This is a genomic window from Streptomyces sp. NPDC031445 (assembly GCF_055581365.1).
The window spans coordinates 237,062-259,407 of sequence record NZ_JBVIJO010000010.1 but is presented as its reverse complement, the minus strand read 5'-3'; the positions used below and the strand labels follow the sequence as shown (position 1 = coordinate 259,407).

2 protein-coding genes are annotated in these 22,346 nt (G+C 75.3%); both read right to left on the bottom strand.

What is annotated here, in order from left to right:
• Nucleotides 1-32: 32 nt before the first annotated feature.
• Complete coding sequence (locus ACZ5DC_RS25885; protein WP_468656474.1) at nt 33-1,271, bottom strand: cytochrome P450; 1,239 nt, start codon at nt 1,269-1,271, stop codon at nt 33-35.
• The gene (locus ACZ5DC_RS25880) at nt 1,268-22,345 is read right to left on the bottom strand and encodes a non-ribosomal peptide synthetase (RefSeq protein WP_468656472.1); all 21,078 of its coding nucleotides are present in this window, start codon (nt 22,343-22,345) and stop codon (nt 1,268-1,270) included. The genes ACZ5DC_RS25885 and ACZ5DC_RS25880 overlap by 4 nt, the downstream gene beginning before the upstream one ends.
• Between the last annotated feature and the right edge of the window lies 1 nt (nt 22,346).

Genomic DNA, 22,346 nt, shown 5'->3' with positions numbered 1-22,346 from the left:
CGCCGGCGTGTGCGGTGCGGCCAGGGCGGCGGTCAGGCGACGAGCCGCACGGGCAGCGAGCTGAAGCCGCTGAGCATGGAGGAGTAGATGGGCTCGGGTCTTCCGGTGAGTTCGATCCGCGCGACCTGTTCGCGCAGCGCCCTGAGCAGGCCGGCGATCTCCGCCCGGCCGAGGTAGGCGCCGACGCAGTAGTGCGGTCCGTGTCCGAAGGACAGGTGCTTGTTGGGTGTGCGGGCGAGGTCGAAGCGGTCGGGTTCGGTGAAGACCGCCTCGTCCCGGTTGGCCGACGCGTTCCACACGGTGACGATGTCGCCGGCGGCGATGGGGACGCCGTTCAGCCGGGTGTCGGCGGTCGCGGTGCGGCCGAAGTGGAGGGCCGGTGTCGTCCACCGCAGCACCTCGTCGACCGCGGCGTCGAGGGACACCTCGCCGTTCTTGAACGCCCGCCACTGGGCGGGGTGTTCGACGAACGCGAGCGCGGCACCGATCATGGACAGCCGGCTGGTCTCGTCGCCGCCCAGGATGAGGCTGTAGCAGTTGGCGACGACCTCGTCCATGGTCAGCGGCCGGCCGTCGGTCTCCGCGGTGGCCAGGACGCTGACGGCGTCGGTGCCCGGTCGCTCCCGGCGGCTCGCGGCCAGCTCGCCGAAGTAGGCGAGGATGTCGTTGCGGGCCTGCCAGACGTCGAAGGGCGACTGGTCGGGAGCGTCCGAGCTGAGCGCGGTCCTGGTGAGGCGCAGCAGGAAGGCGCGGTCCTGTTCCGGGACGTCCAGCAGGTCGCAGATGGCCTTCAGGGGCAGGTGCCCGGCGACGTCCTCGGCGAAGTCGCACTCGGGGCGGCCGACGGCCGCGGCGACCAGGTCGTGGCCGGCCCGCTCCACCCTCTCCACCACTGCGCTCAGGGCGCGCGGCGAGAACGCCCTGAGCAGCACGCTGCGCAGTTCGCGGTGGCGCGGCCCGTCGGTGACGGCGGCCATCACCCCGGAGGCCGAGTCGCCGCCCTGGAGGAGCGAGGCGAGGACGTTGCCCCGTGCGGAGGTGAAGCGGTCGGGGGCGCGGTAGACCTCGGTGGCGTCCGCGAACCGCGTCACCACCCAGAAGGCGGGGCCGCCCCCGGCCGGCCGGTGCCGGTGGACCGGGTCCTCGGCGCGGAGCGTGCGCCAGATCTCGGACAGGTCGTGGCGGGCGTGGGTCGCGGGGTCCGCGAGGTCGAGGCCGGGCAGCGCCGACGGCGGCAGCGGGGTGCGGACGGGTGTCGTCACGGGGGTCATGACACGTGCTCCTGCTCTCCCGCGGCGTCGAGGGCGCCGAGGACGTCGGCGAGCAGCCGGCCGACGGCCGCGGCGGGGCGCTCGGTGAGCATGGTGTTGTGGGTGGCCTCCACGTCGTGGACCTCGATCCGGCCGGTGACGTACGGGGCCCAGAGGGCGGGCCGGCGGCGCGACTCGCCCTCCTCCAGGTCGGTCGCGGCGCAGAACACGACGTCGCCGTGGAAGGTGCGGGGCGCGTGCAGGCCCGCGATCGCGCTGTTGTTCAGGAACACCGCTTTCAGATGGGTGAGCTGGTCCTCGGTGAAGGCGGCGAGCAGCTCGTCGGGGACCTGCACTCCTTCGAGCACCTCCTCGGGTGTCGGCTGGGCGGCGCCGAGGTCCCGGGGGAAGGCGTCGAGCAGCATCAGCAGTTCGACCTCCTCGCCCGCGTCCTGGAGCTGGACGGCCATCTCCTGCGCGACCAGCCCGCCGAAGGACCAGCCGAGCAGCCGGTAGGGGCCGTTCGGCCGCACCTCGCGCAGCCGGGTGAGGTAGCCGGCGGCCATCTCGGCGACGGCGGACGGCAGGGGCGCGGGTTCGTCGAAGCCGGCCGCCTGGAGTCCGTACACCGGGTGGCGGCCGTCCAGGTGCGGGATCAGCGCCCGGTAGGCCCAGCCCAGGCCGCCCAGCGGGTGGACGCAGAACAACGGGGTGCCCGGGCCGCCGGTGCGCAGCGGCAGCAGCACACCGGTGGCTCCGGCGGTGTCGCCGGTGTGCAGGGCCTCGGCGAGCGCGGCGGGGGTCGGGGCCTCGAAGAGGGTGCGGACCGAGACCTGGTGGCCCAGTTCGGCGCGGATCCGGCCGGCCAGCCTCGCCGCCATCAGGGAGTGTCCGCCGAGGGCGAAGAAGTCGTCGTCGATGCCCACCTCGGTGACGCCGAGCAGTTCGGCGAAGAGGCCGCAGAGGGCAGCTTCCTCCTCGGTGCGCGGGGCCCGCGGGGCCGGCCGGGCGGCGTCCCGGGGCGCGGGCAGGGCCGCGCGGTCGAGCTTGCCGCTGGTGGTCAGCGGGAAGTCGGCCAGGACGACCACCGAGCGCGGCACGAGGTGCCCGGGCAGGCGGGAGGCCAGCCGGCGGTGGAGTTCGTCGGGGGTGGCGTCGCCGGTGACATAGGCGACCAGCGCCTCGTCGCGCAGGACGACGGCGGCGCGGGTGACCGCGGGGTGTTCGGTCAGGACGGCCTCGATCTCGGCGGGCTCGACCCGGACGCCGCGCACCTTGAGCTGGTGGTCGGAGCGGCCGACGAAGTGAAGCCGGCCGGCCCTGTCCCAGCGCACCAGGTCGCCCGTGCGGTACATCCGCCCGCCGGGGGTGAACGGGTCGGCCACGAACCGCTCGGCGGTCAGTGCGGGGCGGCCGGCGTAGCCGCGGGCGACCTGGTCGCCGGCGACGTACAGCTCGCCGGGGACGCCGGGCGGGACGGGCCGCAGGGCCGCGTCCAGCACGTGCACGCGGGTGTTGTGCAGGGGCACGCCGATCGTCACGGCGGGCCGGGCGCCCGGATCGGTCCGCGGGTCCCACACGGTGGCGTCGCAGGTGACCTCGGTGGAGCCGTACTTGTAGTGCAGCGGTACCCCGGACGCGGCGGTGAACCGCTCGTACAGGTCGCGGGTGAGTCCCTCGCCGCCGACGAAGATCCGGCGCAGCCCGGCCAGCCGGGACGGGTCCGTCTCGGCCAGGAGCACGTCGAGCATGGAGGGCACGAAGTGGACGGTGGTGATGCCGTGTGTGGTGAACATGCGGGTGAGGTAGTCGGGGTCGCGGTGGCCGCCGGGCTCGGCGACCACCGTGCAGGCGCCGGTCTGCAGGGGCCAGAACAGCTCCCAGACCGACACGGTGAACCCGATGGGTGTCTTCTGCAGGACGCGGTCGTCCGGGGTCAGCCGGTAGGTGTCCTGGAGCCAGCCCAGGTGGTTGACGACGGAACGCTGGGAGACCACCACGCCCTTGGGGCGGCCGGTCGAGCCGGAGGTGAACATGACGTAGGCGGGGTGGTCCGGCAGCAGCGGGGCGGTGCGGTCGCGGTCGGCGGGATCGGTGTCGGGCCGGTCCGCGAGCGCGGTCGCGGTGTCCGGGTCGTCCAGGAGCAGCGCGGGCAGCGCCGCGGGCAGCCGGCCGCGGTGCCCGGTCGTGCTGACGGCGAGCGCCACGGCGGCGTCCTCGCAGACGCGGGCGGTCCGCTCGGCGGGGTCGTCGGGGTCGACGGGGGTGTAGGCGGCGCCCGCCTTGGTGACGGCGTGCGCGGCGACGATGAGGTCGAGGGAGCGGGGCAGGGCGAGCGCCACCACCGACTCCGGGCCGCAGCCGAGGCCGATGAGCAGGTGCGCCAGCCGGTTGGCGCGGGCGTTCAGCTCGCGGTAGGTCAGGTGCGTGCCGTCGGCGCGGACGGCCACGGCGTCGGGGGTGGCCCGCACCGCCTGTTCGAACAGGTCGGCGAGGGTGGCCGTCCGGCGCTCGCGCCGGGTGCCGTTCCACTCCTGGAGCAGCCGCTGCCGCTCGCCCGGCAGCAGGACGTCCAGCGCGCTCAGCGGCCGGTCGGGGTCGTCGCAGGCCTGGTCGAGGAGGAGCAGGAGCCGCTGGGCGAGGGCGTGCACGGTCTCCTCGTCGAAGAGCGCCGAGGCGTACTGCACCTCGCCGCGCACCCCGTCGGGCTCGCCGGCCGGTCCGAAGCCCTCGGTGAGGCTGAACGACAGGTCGAACTTCGCGGCGGGGAGCTGGGCCTGGACCGGTTCGGCGGTGAGGGACGGCAGCGACAGGTCCGTCCGGGCGTTGTTGCGGAACGACAGCATCACCTGGAACAGCGGGTGGCGGGCGGGTGAGCGGGCCGGGTTGAGCGCCTCCACGAGCCGTTCGAACGGCACCGCCTGGTGCTCGTAGGCGTCCAGGTCGGTGCGGCGGACCCGGGCGAGCAGCTCGCGGAACGTCGGATCGCCGGAGGTGTCGGTGCGCAGCACCAGGGTGTTGAGGAAGAACCCGACCAGGCCGTCGAGCGCCTCGTCGGCCCGGCCGGCGACCGGCGCGCCGATCGGCAGGTCGGTGCCGGCGCCGAGCCGGGTCAGCAGCGCGGCGAGGGCCGTGTGGAGCACCATGAACACGGTGGCGCCCTCGGCCTCGCCCAGTGCGGCGAGGCGGCGGTGGAGGCCGGCGGGGAGGTCGAGGGGGACCGCGGCGCCCGAGCCGGAGGGCCGGGCGGGCCGGGGCCGGTCGGTGGGGAGCTCCAGTTCCTCGGGGGCGCCGGCGAGGACGGTCAGCCAGTGGGCGAGCTGTGCGCCGCCGGGGCCGGACGGGTCGTCGAGGTCGCCGAGGACGTGCCGCTGCCAGACGGCGTAGTCCGCGTACTGCACGGTCAGCGGTGTCCACTGCGGGGACTCGCCGAACAGCCGGGCCCGGTAGGCGGTGGACAGGTCGTCCGCGAGCGGGCCCATCGACTCGGCGTCCCCGGCGATGTGGTGTATGAGCAGCAGCAGCACCGCTTCCTGGGGGCCCTGCCGGAAGACCTCGGCGCGCAGCGGGATCTCGGTGGTGAGGTCGAAGGCGTGTGCGACGGCGCGCTCCAGCCGCTCGGGGACCTCGGCGGCGGTCACGTCCGTCACCGTCAGTGCGGGCACGGCCGCCGCCTCGGGCAGCACCACCTGGTACGAGCCGTCGCCGTCCTCGGCGAACACCGTGCGCAGCGACTCGTGCCGGCCGGCCAGGTCCCGCAGCGCGGCGCGCAGGGCGTCGGTGTCCAGGGGGCCGTGGAGCCGGAGGGCGAGCGGGATGTTGTACGTCGCCGAGGGGCCCTCGAAGCGGTGCAGGAACCACAGCCGTTCCTGTGCGAAGGAGAGCGGGAGGCGGTCGGGCCGCGGCAGCACCCGCAGCGCGGGGGGCGCGTCGGCGGCCCGGTCGAGCCGGGCGGCCAGGCCCGCCGGTGTCGGGGCCTCGAACACGTCGCGCACCGGCAGTTGCACGCCGAGCACCGAGCGGACCCGGCTGACCAGGCGGGTCACGCGCAGTGAGTGGCCGCCCAGTTCGAAGAAGCCGTCGTCGATCGAGACCGACGGCACGCCGAGGATCTCGGCGAACAGCCGGCACAGGATCTCCTCCTGGGGCCGGCGCGGGCGGCGGCCGCGGGGGTGCGCGGCCCGTTCGGGTGCGGGCAGCGCGCGCTGGTCGACCTTGCCGTTGGGGGTGAGCGGCAGTTCGTCGAGGACGACGATGCCCGCCGGGACCATGTAGCCGGGCACGGCGGACTCCAGCAGGGTCCGCAGCTCCTCCCGCTCCGGCCGCCGGTGCCCGGGTGCCGGTACGACGTAGGCGTACAGGGCGCGTTCGCCCCGGGCGTCCTCGCGGACGGCGGCGACGGCGCGGCCGACGCCGGGGTGGCCCGTGAGGACGGCCTCGATCTCGCCCGGTTCGATGCGGAAGCCGCGGATCTTCACCTGGCCGTCGGCACGGGCGGTGAACTCCAGTTGCCCGTCGCGGGTGTGGCGGACGATGTCCCCGGTGCGGTACATCCGGCTGCCCGGGGCGCCGAACGGGTCGGCGACGAACCGCTCGGCGGTGGCGGCCGGCGCGCCGGTGTACCCGCGGGCCAGGCCCAGCCCGGCGAGGTACAGCTCGCCCGGGGCGCCGGGCGGCACCGGGGTCAGTGCCGCGTCGAGGACGTAGGCCCGCATGCCGCTCAGGGGGCGGCCGACGGGGACGGTGCCGGGCAGCGCGTACGGGCGGGGCACCCGGTAGGCGGTGGCGAAGGTGGTGGTCTCGGTCGGCCCGTAGACGTGCACGAAGCCGGTGTCCGGGCAGGCCGTGACGGCGCGGCGGAACGCGGCCGGGGAGACCTGCTCACCGCCGGTCCACACCTCGCGCAGGGTGGCGAGGCACCGCGGGTCCTCGTCCGCGATGACGTTGAACAGCGCGGTGGTGAGGAAGACGGAGGTCACCTCCTCGGCCGTGAGCAGGGTGCGCAGCGCGTCGAGGCTGAGGTCGCCGGGCGGAGCGACGACGACCCGGCCGCCGGTCAGCAGCGGTACCCACAGCTCGTAGGTGGAGGCGTCGAAGGCGTGCGGCGAGCGCATCAGCACCCGCCGGTGCGCGCCGCCCTCCCAGCAGGGGTCGAGTGCCAGGGAGACCACGTCGCGGTGGGTGACGGCGATGCCCTTGGGGGTGCCGGTGGACCCGGAGGTGTACATGACGTACGCGAGCCGTTCCGGGTGGGCCGCGCCGGCCGGTGCGGCGGTGCCGTCCGCCTCGTCCGGTGCGCCGTCGTCCGGCCCCGGGTCGTCGACGTCGATCAGGGGCAGGCCGTGGTCGAGGTCGAGCCGTGCCGCCCGGGAGTGCGTCAGCACGGCGGCGGCGCCGGTGGCGGTGAGGATCCGCTCCAGCCGGGAGGCGGGGTACCGGGTGTCGAGCGGTACGTAGACGCCGCCCGCCTTGAGCACGGCCAGTGTCGCCACCACGAGCGCCAGGGAGCGCTCCAGGTGCAGGGCGACGGGCGTCTCGGAGCCGACCCCGAGGGCGCGCAGCCTGCGGGCCAGCCGTTCGGCGCGCGCGTCGAGGTCGGCGTAGGTCGTCGCGGTGCCGTCCGCCACCACGGCCACGGCCCGCGGGGTGCTGCGGACGTGCCGGTCGAAGAGGGTGGTGATCGTGTCGGCCGGGGCCTGGCGCGGGCTGCCGTTCCAGGTGTGCAGCACGTGGCGCCGGTCGGTGCCGGAGAGGACGTCGATGCGGCTGAGCGGCCGGCCGGCCGAGCCGTGGGCGACGGCGGTCAGCAGGCGGACCAGCCGGGCGGTCAGCTCGGTGACGGTGTCCTCGTCGAACAGGTCGACCGCGTACTCCAGGCCGCCGTCCAGGCCGCCGTCGGCCGCCTCCGCGAACGACAGCGAGAGGTCGAACTTGGCGGCGGGCGCGACCGGTTCCTCCGCCCGCACGGCGACGCCGGGCAGGTCGAGGGTGACGGGCCGGGCGGTGTTGTTCAGCATGATCGTCGCCTGCACCAGTGGCTGGTGGGCGGTGGAGCGCACCGGGTTGAGCGCCTCCACCACGCGCTCGAACGGCACGTCCTGGTGGGCGTAGGCGTCCAGGTCGACGGCGCGGACCCGGTCGAGCAGTGCGCGGAAGGTGGGGTCGCCGCCCAGCGGGGTGCGCAGCACCAGGGTGTTGACGAAGGAACCGACGAGATCGTGGGCGGCCTCGTCGGTCCGGCCGGCCACCGGGGCGCCGAGCACGACGTCGTCGCCGGCGCCGTGCTTGGCCAGCAGCGCGGCGAACGCGGCGTGCAGCACCATGAACAGGGTCGTACCGGTGTCGCGGGCGAGTCCGGTGAGCGCTTCGTGCAGCGCCCGGGGGACCGGGAACCGTACGGTGCCGCCGCGGTGGGAGGCGACGGCCGGCCGGGGCCGGTCGGTGGGCAGGGCGATCAGTTCCGGAGCACCGGCGAGCGTGGTGGTCCAGTGGCGGAGCTGGCGGGAGATCTCGCTGTCCGGCTCCTGGTCGGATCCGAGCACCCGGCGCTGCCACAGGCTGAAGTCGGCGTACTGGACGGTCAGCGGCTCCCAGTCGGGGGCGTGACCGGCGTGCCGGGCCCGGTAGGCCGTGGCGAGGTCGCGGGCGAGGGGCGCCATGGAGACGGCGTCGGCGGCGATGTGGTGCACGACCAGGACGAAGACGGCCTCGTCGGGCGCGGTGCGCAGCAGCCGGGCGTGGAGCGGGAGTTCGCGGGCGAGGTCGAAGCGGTGGCGCACCGCCTCGCTCACGGCCGCCGGCAGGGTGTCCTCGTCCACGTCGGTGACGGCGGGCCCGGGCAGGCCGTGGCCGGGCGGCAGGATGACCTGGTGGCTGCCGCGGGCGTCGGTCGCGTAGACCGTGCGCAGGATCTCGTGCCGTTGGACGAGGTCACCCAGGGCGGCGCGCAGTGCCGCCGGGTCGAGGGCGCCCGACAGCCGCAGCACGACGGGGATGTTGTAGGTGTCGGACGGGCCGTCGAGGGTGTGCAGGAACCACAGCCGTTCCTGGCCGTAGGACAGGGGCAGCCGGTCGGGGCGCGGGGCCGGGGTGAAGCGCTCGACCGTGCCGCCCGGGGTGAGGCCGGCGGCGAGCCCGGCGACCGTCGGGGTGTCGAACAGGTCACCGAGCCGGATCGGTGCGCCGAGCGCGTTCCGGGCGCGGTTCACCAGCTGGGTGGCGAGCAGCGAGTGGCCGCCGAGGAGGAAGAAGTCGTCGTCGATCGACACGTCGGCGATGCCGAGCACCTCGGCGAAGAGCGCGCACAGGATCTCCTCGGCGGGCGTGCGCGGGGCCCGGCCGCCGGGGACGGCCGCGGTGGTGTCCGGGGCGGGCAGGGCGCGCCGGTCCAGCTTGCCGTTGGGGGTGAGCGGGAGCCGGTCGAGGACCACGAAGGCGGACGGGATCAGGTGCGCGGGCAGGGTCGCGGCGAGCGCCGGGCGGGGGTCGCCGACCGGCACGCCGGGGCCGGCGGCGACGAGGTAGGCGACCAGGCGCGGGTCGCCGGGGCGGTCCTCGCGGGCCACGACCGCCGCCTCGGCGACGGTGTCCAGGGCCAGCAGCGCCGCCTCGGTCTCGCCGGGCTCGACGCGGAAGCCGCGGATCTTGACCTGGTCGTCGGCCCGGCCGCCGTACTCCAGGAGGCCCGAGGCGTTCCAGCGGGCCCGGTCGCCCACCCGGTACATCCTGCTCCCGGCGGGGCCGAAGGGGTCGGCGACGAACCGTTCCGCGGTCTGGCCGGGCCGTCCGGCGTAGCCGCGGGCCACCTGGTCGCCCGCGAGGTAGAGCTCTCCCCAGACGCCGTCGGGCACGGGCTGGAGGTACGCGTCGAGGACGTACACCCGCGCGCCGCCGGTGGGGCGGCCGATGGGGACGGGCCCGTCGGCGAGCGGGTCGCCGGGTTCGACGCGGTGCACGACGACGCCGACGGTCGTCTCGGTGGGCCCGTACTCGTTGGTCACCACGGCGTCCGGGTGGCGGGCGCGCCAGCGCCTGAGCGGCTCGGCGTCGAGCGCCTCCCCGCCGATGACGAGGTCCGTGGCGGCACCGGCCCGGTCGGGCAGCGTCTCCAGCAGCCGCAGGTGGCTCGGGGTGATCTTGAGCAGGCCGGGGCGCGGGGTGTCCTCGTCCAGCGCGGCGAACCGGACCCGGCCGCCGGTGACGAGCGGGGTGAACAGCACGGTGACCGGCATGTCGAAGGCGATCGAGGAGTGGACCAGCGCCTCGTCGGCGGCGGCCGGGTACAGGGCGGTCGCCTCGTCCAGGTACGCGGCCAGCGCGGCGTGCTCGACGACGACGCCCTTGGGGCGTCCGGTCGATCCGGAGGTGTAGACGAGGTAGGCGGCGTCGCGCGGGTGCGGCCGGACGCCGAGCGGTGTGCCGGGGTGGTCGTCCAGGCCGGCCGGGAAGGTGTCCGGGGTGAGGGTCACCCGTGCGCCGGCGTCCTGGACCAGGAGGCCGACGCGGCCGGCGGGGTAGGTGTCGTCGACCGGCAGGTAGGCCGCTCCGGTCTTGAGGACCGCCAGCAGGGCCACGAGCAGGTCGGGGGTGCGCGGCAGGACGACGGCGACGACCGATCCGCGGCCGGCGCCCCGGCCGGCCAGGTGCCGGGCCAGCCGGTTGGCCCGCGCGTCGAGTTCGGCGTAGGTGAGCGTCGTGGACGAGGAGACGACCGCGACGGCGTCGGGGGTGCGGGCGGCCTGCGCCTCGAACCTCTCCGGCAGCGAAAGGCCGGGGTCCCGGCGGGGGCTCGTGTTGCGGGTGACGAGCAGTTCGGTCCGCTCGGCGGCGGTCAGCAGCGGCAGGGCGTGGACGGGCCGGGCCGGGTCGTCCGTCACCGCGGCGAGCAGCCGCAGGTAGCGGTCGGCGAAGGACCGGACGGTGGCGCGGTCGAAGAGGTCGGTGGCGTACTCCAGGACCGCGTCCCACTGCCCGCCGTGCTCCGACACGGTCAGGGACAGGTCGAACTTGGCCGCGCCGGAGGGGGCCTGGCCCAGCCGCACGGTCAGGCCGGGCAGGACCGGCGGCGCCGTCTCGGCGTTCAGGGTGAGCATCACCTGGAACAGCGGGTGCCGGGACCGCGAGCGCGCCGGGTTGAGCGCCTCGACCAGTTGCTCGAAGGGCACGTCGGCGTGCGCGTAGGCGTCGACGTCGAACCGCCGTACCCGGGCGAGGAGTTCCTCGAAGGTGGGGTCGCCGGAGACGTCGGCGCGCAGCACCAGGGTGTTGGCGAAGAGGCCGACGAGTCCTTCCAGCGCGGCCTCGGGCCGCCCCTCCACCGGGCTGCCGATGACGATGTCGTCGCCCGCCCCGAGGCGGCTGAGCAGGAGCGCGAGGACGGCCTGGAGCACCATGAAGGGGCTCGCGTCGCGTGCGCGTCCCAGCCGCTCCACGCGGGCGCGCAGGTCGGCGGGCACGGTGAAGTCGACGGTGTCGCCGCGCGGGGACAGGACCGCGGGCCGTGGCCGGTCGGTGGGCAGGTCGGTCTGTTCGGGGATGCCGGCGAGCGCCGTGGTCCAGAACGGGAGCCGGTCCCCGGGCAGTTCGCGCTGCCACAGGGCGTAGTCCGCGTACTGCACGGGCAGCGGCGCGAGTCCGGAGCCGGTGCCGGCCAGCCGCCCGGCGTAGGCCGTGGCGAGGTCGGCCGCCAGGGGGCCCATCGAGCCGCCGTCTCCGGCGATGTGGTGCAGCACCACCAGCAGGGTGTACGTGCCGCCGCCGGTGTCGAACAGGGTGGCGCGGACCGGCAGTTCGCGGTCGAGGGCGAAGGGGAGCGCGGCGGCACGGGCGATCTCCCCGTCCAGCCGGCCGGCCGGGCAGGCGGTGACGGTGAACGGGGCCGGGCCGTCGACGACGACCTGGTGCGCGCCCTCGGCGTCCTCGGCGATCACGGTGCGCAGCGACTCGTGCCGGTCCACCACGTCGGCGAAGGCCGCCCGCAGCGCGTCGGTGTCGAGGTCGCCGGTCAGCCGCAGCACGATCGGGATGGTGTACGTGTCGGACGGTCCCTGGAGCCGGTCGAGGATCCACATCCGCCGCTGGGCCGTGGACAGCGGCACCCGCTCGGGGCGTTCCCTGGCCACGAGCGGCGGCCGGGCGTCCCGGGCGGCTTTGAGCAGCCGGGCGATCCCCGCGACGGTGGGGTTCTCGAACACGTCCCGGATGGACAGTTCGACGCCGGACTCCGCGCGGATCCGGTTCACCAGCCGTGCGACGAGCAGGGAGTGCCCGCCGAGCAGGAAGAAGTTGTCCTCGGCCCCGGCCTCGGGTACGCCGAGCACCTCGGCGAAGAGCGCCGCGACCCGCTCCTCGGCCGGGTCCGCGGCGGCCCGCTCCCCCGCCGGGTCCGTCGCCGTTCCGGCCGCCGCGTCCGGGGCGGCCGGGCCGGCGGGCGGGAGGCTCCGGTCCGGTGCGGGCAGTGCCTTGCGGTCCAGCTTGCCGTTGCCGGTCAGCGGCAGTTCACCGAGGACGACGAGCGCGGCCGGGACCATGTGGTCGGGCAGGGTGCGGGCCACGCCGGCGCGCAGCGCCCCGGTGTCGGCGCGCGCTCCCGGCTCGGGCACGACATAGGCGACGAGCCGCCGGTCGCCGGGCTGGTCCTCGCGGACCACCACCGCGGCCCGGGCGATCTCCGGTGCCGCCGCGAGCGCGGCCTCGACCTCGCCGAGTTCGATGCGGAACCCGCGGATCTTCACCTGGTCGTCGACCCGGCCGACGAACTCCAGCAGACCCGCCCTGGTCCAGCGGGCCAGGTCTCCGGTGCGGTACATCCGGGAACCCGCGGGTCCGTAGGGGTTCGCCACGAAGCGGCCGGCGGTGAGGCCGGGCCGGTCGTGGTAGCCGCGGGTGACCAGGTCGCCGGCGACGTACAGCTCTCCGGGGGTGCCGACCGGGGCGGGGCGCAGCCGGCCGTCGAGCACGTACACCTGGGTGTTCCACACCGGGGTGCCGATGGTGATGACGCCCGGGGGCAGGCTGTCGCCCGGTCCGATGCGGAAGACGGTGCAGCCGACCGTGGTCTCGGTCGGGCCGTACTCGTTGAGCACGCTCACCCCGGGGTGGCCGGCCCGCCAGGTGTCGAGGGCCTCGCCCAGCAGCGACTCCCCGCCGAGGACGAGCTGTCCGCTCGGGGAGTAGCTGTCGGCGACCGCGCCGAGCAGGGTCAGGTGGCTCGGGGTGGCCTTGACGAAGTCGGGACGGGTGACGCCGTACTCGGTGTCGGGTCCGGCTGCGTTCCAGCGCACGAGTTCCACGCAGCCGCCCGTGACGAGCGGTCCCCACAGGCCGGTGACGGTGAGGTCGAAGGCGATCGGGGAGTGCACCAGGGCACGGCCGCGCAGGCTCCGGTAGGTGTCGGTGGCCCAGGCCAGGTAGGCGGTCAGCGAGCGGTGTTCGACGACGACGGCCTTGGGCCTGCCGGTGGAGCCGGAGGTGAAGATGACGAACGCGGCGTGCCCGGGCAGGGCCGGCACCCCGGTGACCGCGGTGGCCGGCTGCGCGGTCACGGCCGGGTCGTAGGGCAGCACGGCGGGGATCGCGCCGAGCCGGCCGGCCCGGTCGGGTGTGGTCACCACGGCGACGGGGGCGATGTCACCGAGCATGAACGCGATCCGCTCCTCGGGCAGCGCGGGGTCGAGCGGCAGGTAGGCCGCCCCCGACTTGAGCACGGCGAGCAGGGTGACGGGGAGCTGTTCGGAGGTGGGCAGCAGGACGCCGACGAACCGCTCGGGGCCGGCGCCGAGTTCGATGAGCCGGCGGGCCAGCCGGTTGGCGCGGGCGTCGAGTTCGGCGTACGTCAGTCCGGTGGCGCCGAAGACGACCGCGAGGGCGTCCGGGGTGCGGGCCGCCTGGGTCTCGACGAGCGCGGTGAGCGTGGTCGCGGGCAGCTCGCGGGCGGTGGCGTTCCACTCGGTGAGCAGCTGCCGGCGCTCGGCCGGGCCGACGATGTCGAGGTCGCCGATGGGCGTGCCGGGCGCGGTGACGGCGGCGCTGAGCAGGTCGACGAACCGTTCCGTGATGCGCTGGGCGGTCTCCCGGTCGAACAGGTCGGTGGCGAACTCCAGGAAGCCCGTCAGCCCGCCCCCGCGCCGCTCGTTCACGAAGAACGCGAGGTCGAACTTGGCGGTCGGCGAGGTGAGCGGGAGCACTCGGCCGTCGAGACCGGGGAGGTGTCCGGCGAGGTCCTCGACCTCTTCCAGTTCGGCGTCCACCCAGTTCAGGTTGGTCTGGAACAACGGGTGCCGGGCCGTGGAGCGGGCCGGGTTCAGCGCCTCGACGAGCCGCTCGAAGGGCACGTCCTGGTGGGCGTAGGCGGCCAGGTCGGTCGACCGGACCCGGGCGAGGACCTCCGTGAAGGAGGGGTTGCCCGACAGGTCGGTGCGCAGGACGAGGTTGTTGACGAAGAACCCGACCAGTGCGCCCAGGGCCTCGTCCGGGCGGCCGGCGACCGGCGAGCCGATGACGATGTCGTCGCCGGCGCCGAGCCGGTGCAGCAGGGTGACCAGGGCGGCCTGGACCGTCATGAACGGTGTCACGTGGTGCTCGCGGGCGAGCGCCGTCAGGGCCGTGTGCACCTCGGCCGGCACGGTGAAGGCGACGGTGTCCCCGCGGTGGCTGGCCACGGCGGGCCGGGGCCGGTCGGTGGGCAGGTCCAGCTGTTCCGGGAGTCCGGCGAGGGCCTCGGTCCAGAAGCCGAGCTGGCGGGAGATCTCGCTGTCCGGGTCGTCGGCCGAGCCCAGCACCGCGCGCTGCCACACCGCGTAGTCGGCGTACTGGACCTCCAGCGGTGTCCGGTGCGGGGCGCGGCCCTCGCGGCGCGCGGTGTAGGCGGCGATCAGGTCCTCGGCGAGCGGGGCCATCGAGAAGGCGTCACCGGCGATGTGGTGCAGCACCACCAGCAGCACGTGGTCGCCGGAGCCGAGGTCGAACAGGGTGGAGCGCATGGGGGGTTCGGCGGCCAGGTCGAAGGGGACCTGGACGGCCTGCGCGAGCCGGCCGTCGAGCCCGGCCGCGTCGGTGGCGAGGACCGTGAGCGGCGGCACGGAGTCCCCTACGACCTGGTACGGGCCCTGCTCGTCCTCGGCGAAGACGGTGCGCAGCGCCTCGTGCCGGGCGGCGACGTCGCCGAGGGCGGCGTCGAGGGCGGCGATGTCGAGGTCACCGGTGAGCCGCAGCGCGACGGGCAGGTTGTAGGTGGCGGACGGGCCCTCGTAGCGGTGCAGGAACCACAGGCGTTCCTGGGCGTAGGACAGCGGCAGGCGCTCGCCGCGCGGCTGGGCCGTGACGGCGGGCCGGCGCGGCGCGGCGCCGTCGAGGCGGACGGCGATCCGCGCGGGCGTGGTGGCCTCGAACAGGGTGACCAGCTCGATGTCGGCGCCGAGCACGGTGCGGATGCGGTTGGCGAGCCGGGCCACGGACAGCGAATGGCCGCCGAGGGCGAAGAAGTCGTCGTCGAGGAAGACCTCGGGTACCCCGGTCACCTCGGCGAACAGCCCGCACAGCAGCTCCTCGCGCGGGGTGCGCGGCGCGCGTCCCGCGGCCGGTGTGAAGTCGGGCACGGGCAGCGCCTGCCGGTCCAGCTTGCCGCTGGTCAGCTGCGGGAACCGGTCGAGTTCCAGGAACACGGGCGGGACCATGTACTCGGGCAGCTCGGCCGTGAGCCGGGCCCGCAGTTCCTCGTGGTCGACGGGGGCGGACGTGATGAGGTAGCCGGCCAGCCGCTGGTCGTGGACGGCGGCGGCGGCCTGGGCCACGCCGGGGTGCGCCCGCATCGCGGACTCGATCTCGCCCAGTTCGATGCGCTGGCCGCGCAGCTTGACCTGGTCGTCGGCGCGGCCGAAGTACTCCAGTTCGCCGCCGCGGGTCCAGCGCACCAGGTCGCCGGTGCGGTAGATCCGGCTGCCGGGCGTGCCATAGGGGTTGGCCACGAACCGTTCGGCGGTGAGGGCGGGGCGGTCGAGGTAGCCGCGGGCGAGCTGGACGCCGCCGAGGTAGAGCTCTCCCGTCACGCCCGGCGGGACGGGGCGCAGGATGCGGTCGAGCACGTAGGCCTGGGTGTTGAGCACCGGACCGCCGATGAGCACGGTCCCGGGGTCCTTGGGGGTCGGCCACCGGGTGACGTCCACCGCGGCCTCGGTGGGGCCGTAGGCGTTGGTGAGGACCGGGTCCGGGTGGCGGGAGACCTGGTGGAAGCGGCGGATCAGCTCGGCCGGCATGATCTCGTCACCGGACTCGATCGCGCGGACCGAGGCGGGCAGTTCGGCCTCGGCGAGGAACGCGGCGAGCCGGGAGGCGCCGAGGTGCAGCACGGTGACGGACTCGTCGTGCATGAGCCGGGAGAGGTAGACGGGGTCGCGGTGGCCGCCGGGCCGGGGCACCACCAGGGCGGCGCCGCGGGACAGCGTCCAGAACACCTCCCACACCGAGACGTCGAATCCGGTCGGCGTGGCCTGGAGCACCCGGTCCCCGGGGCCGAGGTGCAGGTCCTGCTGCATCCACCAGAACCGGTTGGTCATGCCCTCGTAGGTGTTGAGGGTGCCCTTGGGGCGGCCGGTGGAGCCCGAGGTGTAGATGATGTACGAGGTGTTCGCGCCGTGTGCCGTGATCCCGGGGTTGCCGGCGGACTCGTCCCCGGCGTCGACCGGTATCCGTTCGAATCCCTCGACGTCGTGCTCGGCCAGGATCAGCCGGGCGCCGGAGTCGCGGAGGATGTAGGCGATCCGGTCGGCCGGGTACCCGGTGTCGATCGGCACGTACGCGGCGCCGGCCTTGATGACGGCCCAGAGCGCCACGACGAGGTCCACCGAGTAGGGCAGCATGACGGCGACCCGGGTCTCGGGGCCGACACCGCGCCGGCGCAGGGCGCGGGCGAGCCGGTTGACGCGCGCGTTGAAGGCGCCGTAGGTGACGCGCTCCCCTTCGAAGACCACGGCGGGCAGTTCCGGGTCCTGGGACTCCATCAGCTCGACGACGGACGCCGAGTCCATCGTGCTCGCGGTGTCGTTCCAGCCGTGGAGGATGAGCGCGCGTTCCTCGTCGTCCAGCAGGTCGACCTCGGAGATCCGCCGCGCGGGGTCGTCCGTGACGGCGTCGAGCACGCGCAGGAAGCGGGTGACGAAGGCCTCGGCGGTCTCCCGGTCGTACAGGTCGGTGGCGTACTCCAGCCGGCAGTCGAGGCCGCCGGACCGGGCGTCGACGACGCAGTCGAAGTGCACGTCGAACTTGGAGGTGCCGCTGAGGACCGGGGCCGTGCCGGCGTCGACCCCGGGCAGGGTGAGGCGGGCCTCGGAGAAGTCCAGCCAGGCGACCATGACCTGGAAGAAGGGGTGGCGGGCGCGGGACCGCTCCGGGGCGAGGTCCTCCACCAGCCGCTCGAAGGGCACGTCCTGGTGGGCGTAGGCGGCCAGGCCGGTGTCGCGCACGCGGGCGAGGAGTTCGGTGAAGGCGGGGTCGTTTGAGGTGTCGAAGCGGTAGACGAGCGTGTTGATGAAGACGCCGACGACCCCGTCCAGTGCCGAGTCCGGCCGGCCGGCGATCGCTCCGCCCAGGGGGATGTCCTCGCCGGCGCCGTGGGCGGTCAGCAGCAGTGCGACGGCGGCCTGGAGCACCATGAACGGCGTGGTCCGGGTGCGGCGGGCGAGGTCCAGCATCCGGTCGTACAGTTCCCGCTCCACGCGGAACCCGACGTGGTCGCCGCGGTGGGTGGCGACCGCGGGCCGGGGCCGGTCGGCCGGGAAGGTGACCTCCTGGGGCAGTCCGGCGAGCGCCTCGCTCCAGTAGGCGATCTGCCGTGGCAGTTCGGCGGCGAGCGTGTCGCGCTGCCAGAGGGCGAAGTCGGCGTACTCCACGGCCGGCGCCGGCAGGGCGGCCGTCTCGCCGGTGAGGCGGGCGGTGTACGCGGCGGAGAGGTATGCGGCGAGCGGCTGCATGGAGGAGCCGTCGGTGGCGATGTGGTGCACGACGAGCAGCAGGGCGTACTCGTCCCCGCCGAGGTCGAAGAGGGTGGCGCGCAGCGGGAGTTCGGTGGTGAGGTCGAAGGGGCGGGCGGCCCGGGCCGTCAGGTCGGGGGCGGGGTCGTGGATCACCTCCAGGGCGAAGCCCGTGCTGCCCGGCGCCAGGACGACCTGGTGCGGGCCGTGCGCGTCCTCGGGGTAGACGGTGCGCAGGGCCTCGTACCGGTCGACGAGATCGGTGAGCGCGGCCTCCAGCGCCGTGATGTCGAGCGGTCCGCTGAGGCGGATGTCGAGCGGGATGTTGTAGGTGCCGCTGCCGCCCTGGAGGCGCTGGAGGAACCACATGCGTTCCTGCGTGAAGGACAGCGGTATCCGCTCGGGCCGCTCGCGCGGCACGATCGTGGAGGAGGCCGAGGAGCCGTCCGCCAGGAGGGCGGCGAGGCCCGCCACGGTCGGCGCGGCGAACACCTCGCGCAGGGAGAGGCCGACGCCGAACTCGTCGCGGACCCGGTGCACCAGCCGGATCATGAGGATGGAGGTGCCGCCGAGGGCGAAGAACTCGTCGTCCACGGCGATGTCGTCCAGGCCGAGGACCTCGGCGACGACCGCGCGCAGGCGGTCCTCCGCACCGGTGCGCGGTGCCGGCGTGGCGGCGGGAGCGGCGGTGGCGCCGCGCCGGAGGGCCGGCTCCGCGGCGCGGTCGCCGCCGGTCACCGCGTGCCGGTCCTCGGGTGTGACCACGGCGAGGTCACCGGCCGGCCGGCCGAGGTCCTCGGCGGCGAGGGCGGCGAGCCGGGCCAGCCGGCCGGCCAGGACCGCCAGGGCGCCGGCGGTGAACGCCCCGGTGCGGTAGGAGAAGCGCAGCCGCAGGGCGGAGCCGGGGAAGACGGCGACCGACAGCGGGTAGTGGGAGTGCAGGAGGAGGTCGGCGCCGGCGATCCGCAGCCCGCCGGCCTGCGTGCCGCTGTCCATCGGGTAGTTCTCGAAGGCGAGCACGGTGTCGAACAGTTCGTCCACGCCGGCGGAACGGGTGAGGTCGGCGAGGCCGGCCTCCGCGTGCCCGGCCAGGACGGCCTGCCGGGCCTGCACCGAGGCCAGCAGCTCGGCCAGCGGCGCGCCGGGGTCGATACGCACCCGCACCGGCAGCGTGTTGATGAACAGCCCGATCATCGACTCGGCGCCGGGCAGGTCGGCGGGGCGGGTGGAGACCGTCGCGCCGAAGACGACGTCGTCGCGGCCGGTGAACTCGCGCAGCAGCAGCGCCCACAGGCCCTGGACGACGGTGTTGAGGGTGAGTCCGCGGCGGCGCGCCGCCGCGGTCAGGTCCGCCGTGACGGTCTCGTCGAGGACGAGTTCGTGTTCGGCGTGGCCGTCCGGGGTCCGCCGCGCCGGCGCGAGCAGGGTGGGGCCGGGCAGGCCCGCCAGTTCCTCCTGCCACACGGCGGTGGACGCGGCGCGGTCGCGCCCGGCGAGCCAGGCGGGGTAGGCGCGGTGGGGTGCGGGCGCGGGCAGGTCGGCGCCGCCGTACAGCTCGAACAGCTCCCGGACCAGCAGGGGCAGGGACCAGCCGTCCAGCAGCAGGTGGTGGTGGGTCACCACGAGCCGGGTGCCGAGCGCGGTGAAGCGCAGCAGCGGCGGGCGCAGCACGCTGAAGCCGCGGGCGCGGTCGCGGGCGAGGAACGCGGCCGGCTCCTCGTCCCGCTCCTCCCAGGGCACGGTGGTCTCGGCGGGCACGACCTGCACCGGGGCGCCGGCGGAGCGGCTGCGGAAGCCGGCGCGCAGCAGCGGGTGGCGGTGCAGCAGGGCGGCGGCGGCCTCGCGCATGCGGGCCGGGTCGAAGCCGCCCTCGATGTCGAGGACGAGCTGGCCGACGTAGGGGTCGTGGTCCTCGTACAGGGCGAGGAAGAGCAGACCTTCCTGGAGCGGGGAGAGCGGCAGTACGTCCTGGGCGCCGGGGTAGCGGTCGAGTTCTCGCTGGTCGATGGCGACGAGGGGGACGTCCGCCGGGGTCAGGCGGGCGCTGGGGCTCGCCGTGTGCGCGGCGGGTGTCCCGGGGGCGGCCGGGACCGCCTCGGCGAGGGCCGCGAGGGCTTCGACGGTGGGGTGGGCGAAGACGTCCTGCGGGGTGAGGCCGATTCCGGCGGCGCGGGCACGGGCGGCCAGCCGCAGGGCGTGGATGCTGTCCATCCCCATGGCGAACAGCTGGTCGTCGGCGCCGAGTTCGGGCCGTTCGATCAGTTCGGCGGCCAGGTCGCGCAGGATCCGCTCGGTCTCGGTGCGCGGCGCCCGGCCGGGCGCCGGCGCCGCGGGTTCGGGCAGCGCCTTGCGGTCGACCTTCCCGTTGGGGGTGAGCGGGATCTCCGCGAGGGTGAGCACCGCGGCGGGCACGAGGAAGGCGGGCAGCCGGGCGGCGAGCCACGCCCGCAGATCGGTCGTGGGTTCGCCGGTGACGTACGCGACGAGCTGGTGGGCGCCGCCGCGGGTGCGCCGGGCCACGACGACGCTCTGCCGGACGCCGGGCGCGCCGTCGAGCAGCGCCTCGACCTCGCCGGGTTCGGCTCGCTGTCCGGCGATCTTCACCTGGTCGTCGACCCGGCCGGCGTACTCCAGGGTGCCGTCCGGGCGGAGCCGGGCGAGGTCGCCGGTGCGGTACATCCGGGAGCCGCCGGGGCCGTGGGGGTCGGCGGTGAAGCGTTCGGCGGTCAGCGCGGGGCGGCCGTGGTAGCCGCGGGCGAGCTGGACGCCCGCGAGGTAGAGTTCGCCGGTCGCGCCGGCCGGTACGGGGTTGAGTCCCGAGTCGAGCACGTAGGCGCGGGTGTGGGCGCCCGGCCGTCCGATCGGCACCGTCTCGTCGTCCGGTCCGGTGGCGTACGAGGTGACCTCGATGGCGGCCTCGGTGGGGCCGTAGAGGTTCCACAGCTCGGCGTCGACGCGCTGGTGGAACCGGCGGACCAGCTCGGGCGGCAGGGCCTCGCCGGTGCAGGCGACGAGCCGTACGGAGGGGCCGAACCCGGCCTCGGCGAGGAAGGCGGCGAGCATCGACGGCACGAAGTGGACGATGGTGACGCGCTGTTCGCGGATCAGCCCGGCGAGGTAGGCCGGGTCGCGGTGGCCCTCGGGGCGTGCCACGACGAGGGTCGCGCCCTGGACGAGGGGCCAGAAGAACTCCCACACGGAGATGTCGAAGCCGATCGGCGTCTTCTGCACGATGCGGTCGTCCGGGGTCATCCGGTGGTCGCGCTGGAGCCACGACAGGCGGTTGAGCAGGCCCTCGTGCGGGACGACGACGCCCTTGGGGCGGCCGGTGGAGCCGGAGGTGTACATCACGTAGGCGGCGTTGTCGCCGCGCACCCGGACGCCGGGGCGGTCGGCCGGCTCGTCGGCGCCCGCGTCGGGGGCGATCCGCTCGAAGCCGGGTACGTCGTCGGCGGCGATCACCAGCTCGGCGCCGGAGTCGGCGAGGATGTGGGCGATCCGCTCGGCGGGGTAGCCCGTCTCGACGGGGACGAAGGCGGCGCCCGCCTTGAGGACGGCGAGGAGAGCGACGACGAGGTCGACGGAGCGCGGCAGCAGGACGGCGATCCGGGACTCGGCGCCGGCGCCGCGGCGGCGCAGGGCGTGGGCGAGGCGGTTGGCCCGTGCGTCGAGTTCGCCGTAGCTGACGCTGCGGCCCTCGAAGACCACGGCCTCGGCGGCCGGGTCCTGGGCCTCGATCCGTTCCACCAGCGAGCGGGTGTCGAGGGGGCCGGCGGTGTCGTCGGAGCCGGCCAGGATGCTGGGGTCGTCCGGGCCGAGGAGGCCGAGGGTGCCGATGGGCGCGGCGGGCGTCTCGGCGGCGGCCGCGAGGAGCCGGGTGTACCGGTCCCGGTGGGCCGTCACGTCGGCCGGGGTGAACCGGTCGGGGTGGGCGCCCAGGGTGAGCCGGATGCCGTCGGAGGCGGTGTCGTCGGCGACGGCGTTGAGCGTGAGGTCGCGGACCGGGCCGGAGGCCACCTGGTGCGCGGTGGCCTCGGCGCCGCCGGCCAGGAGCCGGCCGGGTGCGAAGGAGAGCACGTTGACGGTGGGGCCGGCCAGGGCGCCCTGGCCCTCGGCGCCGAGTTCGCGGCGGATGCGGTCGCCGGGGAAGCGCTGGTGGCGGACGGCCTCGGCCAGCCGGGCGCGGACCTGTTCGACGAGTTCGGTGAAGGTGGCCGAGGGGCGGACGGTCAGCCGCAGGGGCAGGTCGTTGACGAGCATCGCCGGTGTGGCGAGGGCGTCCGGGGTCGTGCGTGCCGCCAGGAAGACCCGCAGGACGACGTCCGTCGCACCGGTCGTGCGGTGCGTGTACGCGGCCAGGGCGGCGATCACCGGCAGGGACCAGCGGGCGCCGGGCAGGGCGCGCAGCCGCTCGGCGGTGCCGGCGGGCACCAGTGCCGTCACCGGCGGCAGGGCGCGGGCCAGGGTCGGGGGTCCGCTGCCCAGCTCGGTGGAGCCGGGCAGGTCCGCGAACCGGGGCAGCCAGTAGGCGTGGTCCCGTTCGCAGCGCGCGGAGCCGGTGTAGGCGTCCTCCTCGGCGACGATGTCGGCGAGCGGCGCGAAGGCGGCGGCTGCCGGGCGGTCGCCCGCGACGAGCGCGTCGTAGACGTCCAGCAGCCTGCGCACGTACAGCGTCTGGCCGTAGGCGTCGAGCAGGATGTGGTGGTAGCGGAAGTACAGCCGGTCGTGGCCGGGGCCGAGCCGGAGCAGGGTGTGGGAGAAGAGCGGACCGTCGGTGAGCGCGGGCGGGGCCTCCGCCTGGCGGGCCTCGGTCCAGGCGTCCGCGGCGGCCCGCGGGTCCGGTTCGCCGCTCAGGTCGACGACGGTGAGCGCGCCCTCGATCGCCGGGTCGACGTGCTGGCGTACCGTGCGTCCGTCGTCGGTGAAGCGGACCCGCAGTGCCTCGGTCTCCGTCACCGCCTGCCGGATCGCCCGGTCGAGCAGCCGGGGGTCGAGGGGGACGGTGGTGTCGACGTGGACCCCGCAGACGAACATGGGGGAGTCCGGTTCGAGTTGCTGGGCGACCCAGACGCCGTGCTGGGCGGCCGTCAGGGCGAGGCCCGCGCTGCCGGCGGTTGCTGCCATCTCCACG